Origin of the sequence: Plantactinospora sp. WMMB782 (assembly GCF_049179135.1) — a bacterium.
GTDB lineage: Bacteria > Actinomycetota > Actinomycetes > Mycobacteriales > Micromonosporaceae > Plantactinospora.
The window spans coordinates 23,972-37,722 of the sequence record NZ_JBMHMC010000005.1; the positions used below are offsets into that span (position 1 = coordinate 23,972).

Annotated in this window: 29 protein-coding genes; 27 read left to right on the forward strand and 2 right to left on the reverse strand. The window is 68.6% G+C overall.

Annotated features, from left to right (window positions below; genetic code table 11):
* Positions 1 to 4 precede the first annotated feature (4 nt).
* The 11 genes from ACN28A_RS00690 (at position 5) to ACN28A_RS00740 (ending at position 5,653) form a co-directional block, all read left to right on the forward strand.
* Positions 5 to 973, forward strand: coding sequence for a YqaJ viral recombinase family protein (locus tag ACN28A_RS00690; protein WP_421391630.1), 969 nt, complete (start codon positions 5 to 7; stop codon positions 971 to 973).
* Positions 974 to 978: 5 nt separating this feature from the next.
* Entirely contained in the window at positions 979 to 1,899 is a 921-nt protein-coding gene (recT, locus tag ACN28A_RS00695; protein ID WP_421391420.1) for a recombination protein RecT, read from the forward strand.
* Positions 1,896 to 2,111: a hypothetical protein gene (locus ACN28A_RS00700; RefSeq protein WP_421391421.1), complete on the forward strand. Its 216-nt coding sequence runs from the start codon at positions 1,896 to 1,898 to the stop codon at positions 2,109 to 2,111. Before recT ends, ACN28A_RS00700 begins: the two co-directional genes overlap by 4 nt.
* Positions 2,108 to 2,506: a hypothetical protein gene (locus ACN28A_RS00705; protein ID WP_421391422.1), complete on the forward strand. Its 399-nt coding sequence runs from the start codon at positions 2,108 to 2,110 to the stop codon at positions 2,504 to 2,506. Before ACN28A_RS00700 ends, ACN28A_RS00705 begins: the two co-directional genes overlap by 4 nt.
* On the forward strand, positions 2,503 to 3,021 hold the full coding sequence (locus tag ACN28A_RS00710; RefSeq protein ID WP_421391424.1) for a hypothetical protein: 519 nt from the start codon (positions 2,503 to 2,505) through the stop codon (positions 3,019 to 3,021). Before ACN28A_RS00705 ends, ACN28A_RS00710 begins: the two co-directional genes overlap by 4 nt.
* Positions 3,018 to 3,551 (forward strand): hypothetical protein, encoded by a 534-nt coding sequence (locus ACN28A_RS00715; protein ID WP_421391425.1) that lies wholly within the window; start codon positions 3,018 to 3,020, stop codon positions 3,549 to 3,551. The genes ACN28A_RS00710 and ACN28A_RS00715 overlap by 4 nt, the downstream gene beginning before the upstream one ends.
* Positions 3,552 to 3,561: 10 nt before the next feature.
* The gene (locus tag ACN28A_RS00720; protein ID WP_421391426.1) at positions 3,562 to 3,741 is read left to right on the forward strand and encodes a hypothetical protein; all 180 of its coding nucleotides are present in this window, start codon (positions 3,562 to 3,564) and stop codon (positions 3,739 to 3,741) included.
* Positions 3,742 to 3,854: 113 nt separating this feature from the next.
* A complete protein-coding gene (locus tag ACN28A_RS00725; protein ID WP_421391427.1) occupies positions 3,855 to 4,205 on the forward strand; it encodes a hypothetical protein in 351 nt (116 codons plus the stop codon).
* Positions 4,206 to 4,359: 154 nt separating this feature from the next.
* A complete protein-coding gene (locus ACN28A_RS00730) occupies positions 4,360 to 4,803 on the forward strand; it encodes a hypothetical protein (RefSeq protein WP_421391428.1) in 444 nt (147 codons plus the stop codon).
* Between the two features lie 5 nt (positions 4,804 to 4,808).
* Complete coding sequence (locus ACN28A_RS00735) at positions 4,809 to 5,246, forward strand: RusA family crossover junction endodeoxyribonuclease (RefSeq protein ID WP_421391632.1); 438 nt, start codon at positions 4,809 to 4,811, stop codon at positions 5,244 to 5,246.
* Positions 5,243 to 5,653, forward strand: a complete 411-nt coding sequence (locus ACN28A_RS00740) for a hypothetical protein (protein WP_421391429.1) — start codon at positions 5,243 to 5,245, stop codon at positions 5,651 to 5,653. Before ACN28A_RS00735 ends, ACN28A_RS00740 begins: the two co-directional genes overlap by 4 nt.
* A 4-nt stretch (positions 5,654 to 5,657) precedes the next feature.
* On the opposite strand, the gene ACN28A_RS00745 is transcribed toward ACN28A_RS00740, so the two are convergent.
* Complete coding sequence (locus ACN28A_RS00745; protein WP_421391430.1) at positions 5,658 to 5,879, reverse strand: helix-turn-helix transcriptional regulator; 222 nt, start codon at positions 5,877 to 5,879, stop codon at positions 5,658 to 5,660.
* A 135-nt stretch (positions 5,880 to 6,014) separates the two neighbouring features.
* Between ACN28A_RS00745 and ACN28A_RS00750 the strand changes: the two genes are divergently transcribed.
* The 16 genes from ACN28A_RS00750 (at position 6,015) to ACN28A_RS00825 (ending at position 13,419) form a co-directional block, all read left to right on the forward strand.
* A complete protein-coding gene (locus tag ACN28A_RS00750) occupies positions 6,015 to 6,290 on the forward strand; it encodes a hypothetical protein (protein ID WP_421391432.1) in 276 nt (91 codons plus the stop codon).
* Positions 6,287 to 6,565: a hypothetical protein gene (locus ACN28A_RS00755; protein ID WP_421391433.1), complete on the forward strand. Its 279-nt coding sequence runs from the start codon at positions 6,287 to 6,289 to the stop codon at positions 6,563 to 6,565. The genes ACN28A_RS00750 and ACN28A_RS00755 overlap by 4 nt, the downstream gene beginning before the upstream one ends.
* Complete coding sequence (locus ACN28A_RS00760) at positions 6,558 to 6,881, forward strand: hypothetical protein (RefSeq protein WP_421391434.1); 324 nt, start codon at positions 6,558 to 6,560, stop codon at positions 6,879 to 6,881. The genes ACN28A_RS00755 and ACN28A_RS00760 overlap by 8 nt, the downstream gene beginning before the upstream one ends.
* Positions 6,874 to 7,812, forward strand: a complete 939-nt coding sequence (locus tag ACN28A_RS00765) for a DUF5131 family protein (protein WP_421391435.1) — start codon at positions 6,874 to 6,876, stop codon at positions 7,810 to 7,812. The genes ACN28A_RS00760 and ACN28A_RS00765 overlap by 8 nt, the downstream gene beginning before the upstream one ends.
* A complete protein-coding gene (locus tag ACN28A_RS00770; RefSeq protein WP_421391436.1) occupies positions 7,809 to 8,087 on the forward strand; it encodes a hypothetical protein in 279 nt (92 codons plus the stop codon). The genes ACN28A_RS00765 and ACN28A_RS00770 overlap by 4 nt, the downstream gene beginning before the upstream one ends.
* Entirely contained in the window at positions 8,087 to 8,410 is a 324-nt protein-coding gene (locus ACN28A_RS00775) for a DUF4326 domain-containing protein (RefSeq protein WP_421391437.1), read from the forward strand. Before ACN28A_RS00770 ends, ACN28A_RS00775 begins: the two co-directional genes overlap by 1 nt.
* Positions 8,410 to 8,682 (forward strand): hypothetical protein, encoded by a 273-nt coding sequence (locus ACN28A_RS00780; protein WP_421391439.1) that lies wholly within the window; start codon positions 8,410 to 8,412, stop codon positions 8,680 to 8,682. Before ACN28A_RS00775 ends, ACN28A_RS00780 begins: the two co-directional genes overlap by 1 nt.
* On the forward strand, positions 8,682 to 8,939 hold the full coding sequence (locus ACN28A_RS00785) for a WhiB family transcriptional regulator (RefSeq protein WP_421391440.1): 258 nt from the start codon (positions 8,682 to 8,684) through the stop codon (positions 8,937 to 8,939). Before ACN28A_RS00780 ends, ACN28A_RS00785 begins: the two co-directional genes overlap by 1 nt.
* The gene (locus ACN28A_RS00790) at positions 8,936 to 9,151 is read left to right on the forward strand and encodes a hypothetical protein (protein ID WP_421391442.1); all 216 of its coding nucleotides are present in this window, start codon (positions 8,936 to 8,938) and stop codon (positions 9,149 to 9,151) included. The genes ACN28A_RS00785 and ACN28A_RS00790 overlap by 4 nt, the downstream gene beginning before the upstream one ends.
* A complete protein-coding gene (gene thyX, locus ACN28A_RS00795) occupies positions 9,148 to 9,852 on the forward strand; it encodes an FAD-dependent thymidylate synthase (RefSeq protein WP_421391444.1) in 705 nt (234 codons plus the stop codon). The genes ACN28A_RS00790 and thyX overlap by 4 nt, the downstream gene beginning before the upstream one ends.
* Positions 9,852 to 10,430 (forward strand): dCTP deaminase, encoded by a 579-nt coding sequence (dcd, locus tag ACN28A_RS00800; protein WP_421391446.1) that lies wholly within the window; start codon positions 9,852 to 9,854, stop codon positions 10,428 to 10,430. Before thyX ends, dcd begins: the two co-directional genes overlap by 1 nt.
* Positions 10,427 to 10,912, forward strand: a complete 486-nt coding sequence (locus ACN28A_RS00805) for a helix-turn-helix domain-containing protein (protein ID WP_421391448.1) — start codon at positions 10,427 to 10,429, stop codon at positions 10,910 to 10,912. The genes dcd and ACN28A_RS00805 overlap by 4 nt, the downstream gene beginning before the upstream one ends.
* A gap of 1 nt (position 10,913) precedes the next feature.
* Positions 10,914 to 11,438, forward strand: coding sequence for a single-stranded DNA-binding protein (locus ACN28A_RS00810; RefSeq protein WP_421391450.1), 525 nt, complete (start codon positions 10,914 to 10,916; stop codon positions 11,436 to 11,438).
* Positions 11,438 to 12,265, forward strand: a complete 828-nt coding sequence (locus ACN28A_RS00815; protein WP_421391452.1) for a hypothetical protein — start codon at positions 11,438 to 11,440, stop codon at positions 12,263 to 12,265. The genes ACN28A_RS00810 and ACN28A_RS00815 overlap by 1 nt, the downstream gene beginning before the upstream one ends.
* Before the next feature lie 214 nt (positions 12,266 to 12,479).
* The gene (locus tag ACN28A_RS00820) at positions 12,480 to 13,079 is read left to right on the forward strand and encodes a DUF5662 family protein (protein WP_421391454.1); all 600 of its coding nucleotides are present in this window, start codon (positions 12,480 to 12,482) and stop codon (positions 13,077 to 13,079) included.
* Between the two features lie 154 nt (positions 13,080 to 13,233).
* The gene (locus tag ACN28A_RS00825) at positions 13,234 to 13,419 is read left to right on the forward strand and encodes a hypothetical protein (protein ID WP_421391455.1); all 186 of its coding nucleotides are present in this window, start codon (positions 13,234 to 13,236) and stop codon (positions 13,417 to 13,419) included.
* A gap of 2 nt (positions 13,420 to 13,421) precedes the next feature.
* Here ACN28A_RS00825 and ACN28A_RS00830 read toward each other — a convergent pair whose 3' ends face one another.
* The gene (locus ACN28A_RS00830; RefSeq protein WP_421391456.1) at positions 13,422 to 13,727 is read right to left on the reverse strand and encodes a hypothetical protein; all 306 of its coding nucleotides are present in this window, start codon (positions 13,725 to 13,727) and stop codon (positions 13,422 to 13,424) included.
* Between the last annotated feature and the right edge of the window lie 24 nt (positions 13,728 to 13,751).

Consider the following 13,751-nt stretch of genomic DNA (forward strand, 5'->3'; position numbering starts at 1 on the left):
CACCATGACCGGCCCCGTTCCGGCGATCGGGTGGGACGCCACCGAAGACGAGTGGTTGTACGCCCGCCGCTTCGGCCTCGGTGGCTCCGACATCCTCGCCGTCCTCGGCTTCTCCACCTATCAGTCCCCGTGGGAGGTGTGGGCCGAGAAGAAGGGTGTCCGGTCGTGGCAGGACCAGGGCTCACATGCCGCTGACCTTGGCCGCGACCTGGAACCGTGGTTGATGGAGCAAGCCGTTCGGATTCTCGGCGTGCCGGTCCACCGGTCGGAGTACCGCACCTACCAGCACCCCGAACATTCGTGGCGGCTCTGCTCCCCCGACGGGATCATTGACCGCCGCCGCATCTGCGAGTTCAAGACCGCCGGCCTGGCATCCGGATACGGCACCCCGGCCGGCTGGACTGACGGCGGTACACCGCTCGGCTACGAGTTCCAGGTTCGCTGGTCGATGCATGTCATGGACGCCGATGTCGCCGAGGTCATCGGCCTCGTTGCCGGGGTTGGCCTCGTTCACCGGACCATCGTCCGGGACGTCGCGATCGAACATGAACTCGTCGGCCAGGTGACCGACTGGTACGAGCGGCACATCCTCGGCGGCGAAGAACCGGCGCTGGGTGCGGTCGACAACGAGGCGATGGCCCGCCTCTTCCCGCGCTCCAACGGCCGGTCGGTGGACCTGTCCGACCACCCGGACGTTCTCGAACTGCGTCAGGCGTACCTGGATGCCCGCGCCCGCGAGTCGGCGGCGAAGCGGGACAAGGAGACCGCCGGGGCGTCGCTAAAAAAGCTCCTTGGTGACAACGACCGCGCGACCGTTGATGACCACCTGATCGCCACCTGGTCGGAGAAGAAGGGCGCCGTGGACTGGCCGGCGCTCGTCGCCGAACTGGTCGAGAAGCACTCGATTCCCGCCCCGAACCCGGAGGCGTACCGCAAGCCCTCCACTCGATCCCTGAACGTGAAAGGCGCGTGAGCCCTATGACGACAACTGCCTCGAAGACCCAGCCCGACGCCCGCACCGCGCTCGCCCAACGCCGCGAGAACGGCGGCGTCGCCGAGAACTCCCTTGCTAACGAAATCCGCAAGATGGAGAAGGAGTTCCAGGTCGCGATGCCGCGCGGCGCCGAAGCGACCCAGCTCATCCGGGACGCGCTGACCGCCCTGCGGATGACCCGGAACCTCGGCAAATGCGACACCCCGTCGGTCCTCGGCTCGCTGATGACGTGCGCCCAACTTGGTCTGCGTCCTGGAGTCCTCGGCCACGCGTGGCTGCTGCCGTTCTGGGCAAGCAAGCACCATCAGGACGAGAAGGGCAAGTGGATCGGCGGCTACAAGGCGCAACTCGTCATCGGCTACCAGGGGCTGATCGAACTGGCGCACCGGTCCGGCCGGATCGCCTCGCTGATCGCTCGGACCGTGCACGAGAACGACGAGTTCGAGGTCGACTACGGCGTCGCCGACACTCTCGTGCACAAGCCGAATCTGTTTGCTGACCGGGGGGCGCCGATCGCCTACTACGCGGTCGCGAAGTTCCAGGGCGGCGGGTACGCGTTCTACGTCATGTCGCACCGGGACATGGAGCAGTACCGGGATCGGCACGCCACGGCGAAGACCCGCGAGGGCAAGGTATTCGGCCCGTGGGTGGATCACTTCGAGGGCATGGCCCACAAGACCTGTGTTCGCCAGTTGGCGAAGTTCATGCCGAAGAGCGCCGAGCTTGCGGCTGCACTGGCCGCCGACGAGGGCATCCGCGTGGATCTGACGCCGACGACCGGCCCGGAGGAGGCGACGGAGCGCCCGGAATACGACGTCGATGGTGACTTCGTCGAGAACTCGCCCACGGAGGTTTCTCAGGCTGAGGCGCCCGTCGCCGCAGAGCCGAACGGGACCAGCAAGTGACCGGCGACGGCGTGGTCGACGCGACGATCTACGCGGACGACGGGCTGACGGTTCGGGACGAGCGCGGCGCTTCGCTGGTCGTTGAGCGGTGGGACGACGGCAGCATTGCTGCCTGGATCGCCCCGCCTGGTGACAACGATGGCCCGTCGGTACAGCTCAGCGAGGAAGACCGGCGGCGGGTTGCCGCCTACCTGCTGGGCGGGCTGCCGTGACCAGCCCATGGGAGAACGCGCAGTTCGAGCCGTGGACGCCGGTCGACGCGGAGAACGCCCTCCGCTGGGTGCTGCGCGCCATGCACGACGCCTCCCAAAGCCTACGGCTGCTACGCGACGAGGAAGTGACCGCGAAGCACGCCTACGAGGCGGCAAGGCGGCGAGCGTTCTTCAACGCGGACTGCCCAAAGCCAACCCGTGGCGGTCACACGGTCGCGGACCGGGACGCGTATATCGACCAGGCGACCGCCGCCGAGCGTGAGGCGTACGAGCTGGCGTCGGTGGCGAAGGAAGGCGCTCAGGATCATCTGCGGACGCTGAACTCGCAGTCGGTGGTGTTGTCGGCACTGGCGAAGAACGTGCAGCAGACCTATGGCGTGGTTGGTGCCCGGTGAAGCGCGGCGCCCCGTTGAAGACGTTCACACCGCTGGTGCGGAAGACGCCGCTGCGGCGGGTGTCGGAGAAGAAGGCGGCCGACGGCGGCAACCGGTTCTCGACGTTGGACGAGAAGCCGACGGAGAGCCTGTCGAAGCCGATGAAGCGTGCCCGGTACGTCCCGGCTGTCCCCGTGAACGTCAAGGTGGCGTTGGCGGTCCGGTCCGGTGGGCGGTGCGAGATCGCCATACCGGGTTGTACCGGCACGGCGACCGATCCGGCGCACCGGTTGAAGCGGGGCATGGGCGGCCGGAAGGGTGCGGCGAAGGCTGCCGCCGACCGGCTGTCCGGGCTCATGCACGCCTGCCGCCGCTGCCACTCGCACACGCACGCCAACCCGGCTGAGGCGTACTCGGCGGGGTGGATGCTGCGGGAGGGTCAGGAGCCTACGCAGGTGTCGGTGCTGTATCGGGGTCGGATGGTGTGGCTCGATGACGCCGGCCAGGTACACGACTACTCGGCGGGTGCGGCGTGACCGGCCAGCCGACGTGGGCGACGGTGTGCGCGACCGGCCACCGTCCGCAGCACCTCACCACTGCCGAGCGGTTGTGGGTGCGCGGCGAGCTGGCTCGGATCGTCGTCAAGCTCCGCGACGAGTGCGGCATGACGTGCGGAGTGTCTGGGATGGCGATCGGCACCGACCTGTGGTGGGCCGCCGCCCTCGTCGATGCGGGGGTGGACCTGTGGGCGCACGTGCCGTTCCCGCAGCAGCCGAACCCGTGGGAGGCGCGAAACCCTGACGCCTACGCGGAGTGGCATCGGTTGTGCCGTGTCGCGAAGCGCCTCAAGACGTACGGCGGCAGGTACGACGTGCGCACTCTGCATGCCCGCAACGACGGGATGCTCGATGTTTCCGCTGCCGTGGTGGCGGTGTGGAAGCGATCACAAACCACTGGCGGCACAGCGAGCGCGGTCGAGAAAGCGAACCGGCGCGGCCTGCCGATCATCCACCTCGATCCGGAGCGACAGACGGTGACGCTGCGCTCCCTCACTTCCTGTTCCTGAAAGGTCCAACATGGCTGAAACGGTTCGCGGCATACGAGTGCATCTACCTACCAAGCGAGAGGCTGCCGACGAGGAGCGGCCTATCCGCCTCGCCATCGCGGGCGTCGCGTTCGCCGACCTCACGCCGGAAGAGGCGGACCGCATCGCCTATCTCCTCAACTACTACGCCCAGCAGGTGCGCCGTGGCTGACAACCGCGACCCCCACCAGCAGACGACGTGGCCCGAGGTCACTGGCTGCGCTGTTATCTGCCTCGCGCTGGTGACGCTGGTGCTGATTTGCACGTGGGGGGCGGTAAGCCTCTATGGCCGCTAACCTTCTCGACCGTCCGTCGGTCACGGTCGTGCCTGCCGCCGACCGGATGCTGCTCCGGCACGTCCTGTACCGGGCTCGCCGTGACGACTGGGTCATCCGTTGGGCAGGGAAGCGCCGCGACGGCTTGTGGTCGTGGTACTCCGTCGACTGGCCCCGGTTCGCCCGTCCGCCCGCGAAGGCGCAGCGGGTCACGTGGGACGGCCGGACTCTCGCTGTGCAGCGGGTGTCGGAGGATCCGGTCGGCTGGGACACGGTGCTGTGGGGGCGGCCCTGGTCGGTGTCGTCGGAGATGTGGATGTTGGTTGCCGCCGGGGTGCTGCCCGAGGCGGTGACCCGCTGATGGCCATGCCTCGCGCACCGAAGCGCCCGTGCCCCGTCTGTTGCCGACTGACTGCGGTCAGCCGTGCCGACGAGCGTTTTACACCTCACGGCCCGAGGGCGAATCCGTGTAAGGGGTCACGGACTGCGGTCGACCTGTACGGGGCGGTGAGCCGATGAAGGCTCTGTCAATCACCCGCCCGTGGGCTGAGCTGATCCTTCGGGGCAAGGACGTGGAGAACCGCACCTGGGACACCAAGTTCCGAGGTGCGTTCTTCCTGCACGCCGCCCAGTCGTGGGCGAAGGACGCGATTCCGTTCGCCGCGATGGCCGATCCGGACGCCCTGGTCGGCATGCCCGTCTTCAAGGACGACCACCCGACCGGCATTGTCGGCATCGCCGAGCTGGATGACGTTTGCTCGGCCGAGGCCGCCGGCGATGGCTGGCCGTGCCAGTGCGGGCCGTGGGCGATGGCCGGGCAGCGGCATTGGAAGCTCACGAACGTCCGCCGACTGCCCCGGCCGGTGCCGTGCCGGGGTTCTCTCGGCCTGTGGACGCCGCCCGCCGACGTGCTCGCTGCGGTTGAGGCGCAGTACGCCGACATCGAGGTGACCCGGTGACCACCATGACCGCCGTTCGCATCATCGTCTCCGGCGACCCGAAACCGAAGGGAAGCCTCAAGCACATCGGCCGGGGCAGGCTCGTTGAGCAGGTCGCCGGCTCCGGTACATGGCGTCAGCGGGTGGCGTGGGCCGCCCGACAACAACACTCCGGCCCGCCGATCGCCGAGCCAGTCGCCGTGACGTTCGTCGTTTGCATCACCCCACCCAAGAGCGCACCGAAGCGACGTATCACCTGGCCAGCAACCCGCTCGTCCGGCGACATCGACAAGCATGCCCGGAACCTTCTCGACGCCCTGGTGGACGGCCGGGTGATCGCCGATGACTCCCGGGTGGTTGAGATTCGCGGCCGGAAGCGCCACTGCCTGCCCGGTGAGTCGTCGGGCGCCGTGATCCTGGTCCGCCGTATGTCCGATCCCAACCTGACAGGAGACCTCTCGTGAGCACCGAAACGACGACGGCCAACGCCCCGGCGACGACACCTGCCGGTCTGCCGAGCCGCAGACAGCGCACCGAATGGTTCCCCCACCGCGACACCCCGGACGACGGCTGGAACGTCACCGTGGGACAGACGCCGGAGGGGGCGCGGAAGCTCGGCGACCAGATCCAGGCCGCTTCCCGGCGGGCGGAGCGGAACGGTGTCCAGTACACGGCGTCGTCTCCGCAGGCGCGGCGGGTGCTTCGACTGCTCGACGCCGCGAACCGCCTGTCCGTCGCCGCGCAGATTGGCCCGGATGACGAGATGGGTCGGTGGGCGCGGTCGATGGCTCAGCAGGTGCGGACGTATGTGGGGCATCTGGTGCCCGTCCCGGAACAGTCCAACATCCGGCCCGAGGTGCCCGGTGACTAGCTGGTCAGGCGTCGGACCCTTCGTCCGGCTCGGGTTGGGTGTCGACCTTCCGGCGACGGCGGGCGGGGTGGGCTTTGCGCCATTCGAGGAGCGCTTCGCGTTCCCACATGAGGGTTCGGCCGAACTGGCGGGGTGCGGGGAAGTCGTTCTCGTGGGCGTCGCGGCGGTAGGTGTACATGGTCTTGATGTCAACGCCGAGCAGGTCGGCGGCTTCGCGACTAGTCATGTACTCCTCCATAAACCCAACAGCCTAAGGGCTAGCTTACCCCAAGAGTGTTGGGTTAAGGTTGATGGACACAGGTTCAGTGGCCGTCTCCATGCCCGACCTGCTGATCCCTTCCGCCTCTGGAGCTGATGCCTCATGCCCGAAACCAACACACGACGCGCCCTTCCCGAGCGATACCGGCTGGCCCGGAACATCGAAGAGGGCTACGAGATTCAGTCCTACTGCAAGGTCCACAACCGCGACGAGTGGGTGCGGATCACCTCCGCGCTTCACATCACGGCGCCGGTCAAGGTGTCGGCGTTCACCGTCGAGCCGGTCGACGCTTCGGGGTGCGCGAACGGGTCCAAGGTGTCGGCGCACCCGGAGGACGACGTGTTCTCGCGTCGCCCGGCCAGCGGGGCGGCCCGATGAACTGGCTGAAAGAGGTCATCGCGCACCTCGGCGAGCCCCGATTCGCCTACCCGGACGGGGTCCGCCTCGGCGACCGGCACCGCCGGTGCTGGGTGTGGTTCGCCGACGAGGTGAATCACAACGTCGCCATCGACCGGTCGGGGCGGTGGACGGAGGTCCACGCTGGCGGCAAGGGCGGTCACGTCCGGCTGACGCTGGCCAATGAGCCGAATGACGCGCAGATGCACGCCGTTTGCACGCTCGTCGGCCTGCTGCCGGAGGTGCCTCGTGGCTGACGTGACCGTTGAGGCGACGACCTACACCGTGTCGCTGCTACCGGAAACCGCCGACGAATACACGCTCTACGCCATCACCGTCGAACGGCGCGGCCCGGCCGGCTGGGCAGTCGTCCGGAACCGGTGGTGCCTCGGCGCCGACGGTGAGTGGGAGTTCGAACCCATTCCGTCGGAGCGGACCGACGAATGGATCGCAGCCCACCGGTTCCCGCTGGAGCAGGCGCTCGAGCTGGCGAAGGCTGCCGCGCCGGGCGTGACCGTCAACGGCTGGAGCGCGGCGAAGGTGCAGGAGTTGGGAGGGCTGGTCCGTGGCTGAGACCTCGATCGAGTGGACCCAGCGCCCCGGTACCAAGGGCGTGACATGGAATCCATCCACCGGCTGCGACAAGATCTCAGCCGGCTGCGGGCTGCCCCGATTCCCCGGCGACGACACCGGCGGCTGCTACGCGATGGCGATGGCCAAGCGACTCAAGGCCATGGGACAGGCCAAGTACCAGAACGACGGCGACCCCCGGACCTCCGGTCCCGGTTTTGGCGTCACCATGCACACGGACGTGCTGCCGCAGCCGCTGAAATGGCGTGACCCACGCACCGTCTTCGTAAACAGCATGAGCGACCTCGGGCACGCCCGGATCTCCCGTGAGTTCGTGGCTCAGGTGTGGGCGGTCATGGCCGCCACGCCGCAGCATGTGTACCAGATTCTCTCGAAGCGTCCGGAGCGGATGGCCCGGATCCTCAACGACGAATGCCGGTGCGGTAGCGGGCATGCGCCGGGTGTGCATTTCCGGTCGGCGATGGACTGGGCATCGACCCCACACAGCCCAACGTATGTGCCTGGCATGCAACCCGGGCTGTACCACCGGATCACCTGGCCGCTGCCGAACGTATGGGTGGGCACAAGTATTGAGCTGGACAAGCACGTCGACCGAGCTGACGCCCTCCGGGCAACGCCGGCCGCCGTCCGGTTCATCTCCGCTGAGCCGCTGTTGGGGCCGCTGCCGTCGCTCGACCTGACCGGCATCGATCAGATCATCATCGGCGGCGAGAGTGGCCCCGGTTCGCGCCCGATGGACCTCGGCTGGGTTCGGGAACTGATCTCGATGGCCCGGGACGCTGACACGGCCGTCTTCGTCAAGCAGCTCGGTCTCCGCTGGGCGGGTTCGGGCAAGGGCGGCGACTGGACGGCATGGCCGGAGGATCTGCGGATCCGGGAGTACCCCGCCGACCGGGTGGCGGTGGCGTCGTGATCCCGTTCCTCTCGCTCGTGGGGGGTGTCGCCTTCATCGTGATCGCCCTGGCCTCGCTGACAACCAATCTGCAACGGCGAGCAACACTCACCACCATCAACGTTGGGGTCGCGGCGGCGGTCCTCCTCAACGCGCTCGGCGACCTTGCCAACGACTGGTTCATCGCACTGATTTGGGCGTTGGCCAACCTGCCGATCGCCTTGGCTGCCGCTCGCCTCGCCCGCCGTGCCGCCGATGGGACGTCCACCGTCCGTAAGCGCGAGGAGGTGGCGTGATGGCGAAGCGTATCCGCTGGAACCGGTTCGACGGCCCGCTACCCGCCAACACGAAGACCATCATGCGTCCCGGCCGCTTCGGCAACCCGTGGGTTGTCGGCCGGGACGGCACCCGCGAGGAGTGCGTGCACCGGTTCGACTTGTTCCTCGCCGACCGGTCCCAGCATCCCGAACTGAGCTACCCATCGGATGAGGAGATTGTGCGGGACCTCGCCGGCTACGACCTGGCGTGTGCCTGCAACTACGACGGCCCGTGTCACGGTGATCCGCTGATTGCCCGGATCGACCTGCTTCAGCAGCTCGCGAGCGGCGGTGGTCGGTGATGGGCATTCAGAGCCTCCGTGGCGGCAACGCCACCAACCGGGTCCCGACCGCCATCACTGAAGAGGACGAACAGCGGATCGCCGAACGGGCCGCCGCCGTCCGGCGCCTGGCATCGATCGACGCAACGAACCGACACCCGGGGGCGTGGGCAGCGAAGGACGCCGAGGACGGAAGCGCCGTACCCAGTGAGGTGTACCGGCCGTACGCCGCCGCGAAGGCGGACCGCGAACTACTGCTCGACGCGCTCGGGCTCAACGAGGGAGGCAAGTGATGGATTGGCGTGCGCGTGCGGCCTGCCGCGATGTCGACGGCGAGCTGTTTTTCCCGGTCGGGACCTCCGGCCCGGCGTTGCTACAGATCGAGCAGGCCAAGGCCGTATGTCGCCGCTGCCCGGTCATCGTCGAATGCCTCGACTACGCCTTGACCAGCGGGGAGGACCACGGCGTGTTCGGCGGCATGTCGGAGGAGGAGCGGCGTGCTGTCAAGCGGCGTGGCGGACTGCGGGTCCTGCGAGCACATCAGGCATGAGCACCGAGACGTACCCGATGTCGGGCTACACGGACACCGGCACCACGCCGCACTGGGTGGCCCGACTTCACCCGAACACTGCCTGCTGTGGGCAGCCGCTCGCCTACATCCCGCTGGTGCAGAAGAACTGGCCGGACGACGAGGTCTGTCGCCGCTGCCGGCGTGCCGACGTTCAACCTCTCTCCCACGACCCGACCGAGGACACCGAATGACGTTCGTGACCCCCGCCGTTCACCTGCTCGGCTGGACCACCTTCAACGCCACCGTCGCCGAGAAGCTGACCGGCTGGACCACCGACGCGGTTGACGGGCAGGCGCTGGCCGAGTTCGCCGGCCGTGCCTGCTACCAGTCGTGGCGGAAGCCCAACCCGGCGACGGCCAGCAACGTCGGCTACCTCGCGAACATCCTCCGGCAGCAGCACGAGTCCGTCCTTGAACACGGCAGCGCCACGTTCTACGTGACCGGGGTGTCCCGTTCCCTGCTGGCCGAACTGTCCCGGCATCGGCACATCTCCCTGTCGGTGCTGTCGCAGCGGTACGTGGACGAGTCCAAGGCTGCGATGGTGCTCCCACCGGCCGTCACCGACCACTTCACCGCCAAGGCTGGCCTCGGCAACATCGCCGCAGACGCCCGCAGCGTCTACAACGCGATGGTGACCGTCCTCACCGAGGAAGGCTTGGAGCGCAAGCATGCCCGGGAAGCGGCCCGCGCGGTGCTGCCGAACATGACCGAAACCCGGTTCGTCGTCACCGCCAACCTACGCGGGTGGCGTGACATCCTCCGCCGCCGCTGGCACGTCGCCGCCGACGCGGAGATCCGCCGCTTCGCCGGCCTCATCCTCGCCGAGCTGCGACAGGTGGCGCCGAACGTGTTCCAGGACTTCCCGGCCGAACCGTTCGGGACCGGTGCCTGATGTTGCTGTCTGACCGGGACCTTCGCCACGCCATCCATTCCGGCCGGCTCGGCATCGACCCGTACGAGCCGGAACTGGTGCAGCCGTCGAGCATCGACCTGCGACTGGACCGGCACCTACTGCTGTGGCCACTCGACGGGCATGCGATCGACCCCGCTCAGGAACCACACATGCGCCGGTTCGAGATCGCGGACGGGGACACGTTCGCGCTGAGCCCCGGCGGGATGGCGCTCGCCTCCACGGTCGAGTGGGTGCGGCTGGCTGTCGACCTCGCATGCAGGGTTGAGGGCAAGTCGAGCCTGGCCCGCCTCGGCCTCGCCGCGCACATCACCGCCGGCTTCATCGATCCCGGGTTCGCCGGCCACATCACCCTCGAACTCGTTAACCACGCCCCACGTCCGATCCTGCTCCGGCCGGGGATGCGGATCGCGCAACTATGCGCCATGCCGATGCTCGGCAAGGTCGAGCGGGTGTACGGCGCGAGCGGGGCCGGCTCGCACTACCAGAATCAGCGCGGACCCACCCCGTCACGGGCGCACATCGGATGGCACACCTGGCCCACCGGAGCGTCACGATGACCGCCGCTCACCGTCCCGCATGCCACGGCAAGCCCGCCGACTGGTGGGACACCGGCGACGACGGCAACCGGCTCGCCCTCGCCCTCTGCGGTGTGTGCCCCACGCGGGACGGTGACACCTGCACCGCCGGCATCCCGGACCCGCACCCGCACGGCGTCATCCGCGCCGGGATCGCCTACTCCGACACCGGACGGCGGCTACCGATCTGCCGGTGCGGCTACCCGCAGGACGACTACCTCGGCGGACAGCCGACCGACTGTCGTCGCTGCCGGGTGCCGGACGTGCCGATCCCGGATCCGAGGCGGGTGTTTCGCTGGCGCGTTCGGGATCTGCACCTTGCCGGGATCAGGGAGGCGGAGATGGCGCGACTCCTCGGCCGTAGCCCGTCCACGATCCGCGCGGTCCGCACCGCCGAGGGCTGGACCCGCACCAAAGCCGACACTCACGCGGCCACAGGCCGCACCGACCGAAAGGTGGCCTGACATGGCCGGAGACACGACGATCACCGTCATTGGGAACCTCACCGACGATCCGGAGTTGAGGTTCACCCCGCAGGGGAAGGCGGTGGCGAAGTTCCGCGTCGCATCCACCCCCCGGTTCATGGACCGGGCCTCCGGCGAGTGGAAGGACGGGGAGCCGCTGTTCCTGCAATGCAACGTGTGGGGGCAGCCGGCGGAGCACGTCGCCGAGTCGCTACAGCGCGGCGCCCGGGTGATTGTGTCGGGCCGGCTCCGGCAGCGGTCCTACGAGACCCGTGAGGGCGAGAAGCGCACCGTCATCGAGCTGGAGGTCGACGAGATCGGCCCGTCGCTGCGGTACGCCACGGCGAAGGTGCAGAAGATGTCGCGCTCCGGCGGCGGCGGCGGGTTCGGCGCCTCCGGTGGTGGCGGCGGCGGTGGCCAGGGGGGTGGCGGCGGAGGCAACTTCGACGACCCGTGGGCCACGGCGGCTCCGGCCTCCTCGCGCTCGTCCGGCGGTGGCAGCTTCGACGACGAGCCCCCGTTCTGATGGCCGGCTCAGGGTGTGGCAGTCACAAGCACTACCAGGCTGGCTGCCCGGCGTGCCGACGAATCACGTCCGCGTACAAGCGCAAGCGTGAGGCCGCCATCGCCAACGGCACCTGGCAGCATCCCGTGCCGGTTGATGTGGTCCTGGCCCACATTGACGCGCTGCGACGCGCCGGGATGACCGTTGTCGGGATCGCCCGCGTCGCCGACCTTCCTGACAGCACCGTGCAGACGATCGTGAACGAGTCGCCGAAGACGGTCACCGGCCCGGTCGCGGCGGCGCTCCTCGCGGTCCAACCGCAGCGCACCGACAGGGCGGGGCAAGTCTCGGCGGTCGGCGCGAAGCGGCGGGTACAGGCAATGGTTGCGGGTGGGTACACGTTGACGGAGATCTCCGTCCGTCTCGGGAAGCGCCTCCAGCAGGTGTGGGCGCTCGCCCGGGGGCGGCTCACCGCCGTGTCGGTCGAGACCGACAGGCGGGTGGTGGCCCTGTTCGACGAGCTGTTGCTACGGCCTGGCGGGTCGGTTCGCGCCCGCCGGATGGCCGAACGGCACGGCTGGCTGCCGGCGGAGGCGTGGAGCAACATCGACGACCCGGACGCCAAGCCGTACGACGGCGTCGACTTCGTTGACATGGTGCGGGTCGACAAGGCACTTGCGGGTGAGCGTGTGCAGTTGACCTCGCTGGAACGGCATCACGCAGTCCATGTCGGTGCCGGTCGCGGGATGTCGTTTACGGCACTCGCGGGTCGGCTGCACATCTCACACGCGACCGCTCAGACGCTAGCCGCTGAACCTCTCCCAGCCGGCTACGAGCTGGTGGCGTGATGGACACACCGATGACCCGTCCGGGCCCCAACGAGTTGCTTCCGTGCGGCACGTCTGGGGCCCGGCGTCGCCACCTCGCCCACGGCCGCGCCTGCGCCGTCTGCTGGCCCGACGGTGGTCTACCCGCCATGCCCGACACCACCGCCGTACCCGGCTGGCTGGCCGAGATGATCGCCGCCGAGTTCGGCACCGACATCCCCGAGGAGTACGCCGCATGACCGACTACGACAGCACCGCCGACACCCTGAAGCACAGCATCCGCGTCGGCGCCCTGATGACCGAGCCGATCAAGGAGTTGACCGACCGGTCCGTCCGCCATGACCTGAGCAAGACCGAAGACCCCGAGTTGGCGATCTTCAACGAGTACACGCCGAAACTCAAGACCACCACCTACGGCTCCGACGAGTACAAGGCACATCTGGCCGGCATGGGCGAGGCGCTGGCCCACCACTACGCCCACAACCGGCACCACCCCGAGCACTTCGGCGCCGACGGTATCAACGGCATGACGCTGGTCGACCTCATCGAGATGCTGGCCGACTGGAAGGCCGCCACCGAGCGACACACCAACGGCGACCTTCGCGCCAGCCTGAAGATCCAACAGGAGCGATTCGGGATCTCCGACCAACTGGCTGGCGTCCTGTGGAACACCGCCGTGCAATACGGCTGGCTGAGCCCCGGTTGCGGCTCCAAGTGGACCGCGCCGGACGGTACCCGGATGGTGTGCAACGTGCCCGTGGACTTCGCCGGCCGGCATGTCGACGGCGGGAAGCACGCGGATGGTCGTTTCGACGGCGGCGTGGTGGAGTGGTGAACCCTCCCCCGTGTCCCGCCTGCCGTGCCCCGGTCCACACCGCCCGCAGCGTCCTCGGCGGGCTCGCCGTCGCCTATCCGTGTTCCTGCTGGCTGGTTCCCGCTGACGGGGAAACGGTGGCACGGGAGCTGGCACGTCGCCGCCAGGTGCGGCCGTGACCGCCGCCGAGCCGGCCGGGAAGCCGTGCATCTGGGGCGGCGCCAACCCGTGCGGGAAGCCGGGCCGGCTGCATCTGGGCGGCTGGTACTGCGGCGACCATGACCCGAGGGCGTTGCGGTTGCGGCAGCAGGGGGCGGTACGGCGGCTGGTACGGCCCGTTGAAAGGCAGGCGGCGGCGTGAGGTCAGTCGGCGCTGGTGGCGGACTCGGCGGGCTTGTCGGACGAACGACGCCGCTCTTTCTTGACCGGTCCGCGACGCTTGCCGGGCAGTGGTGTGGTCGGGTTGTCGACCCGCCACTCGATGTACGCCTTCAGGTCGGCCGATCGTCCGCCGTCGCCAACGATCTCCGTGTAGGCGTCCCACAACGACTGCTCTACACGGAGACGGCGGATGTCGTCACCGGCTGCCACGCCCACAGGGTAGGTGGCCGAGTTGATCTGTGGCAACAGACGTGCCTTCGAGATGGCTCTGTGTCGTCCTTGATCCATGCCACAATAGTAGCTACTGTTGTG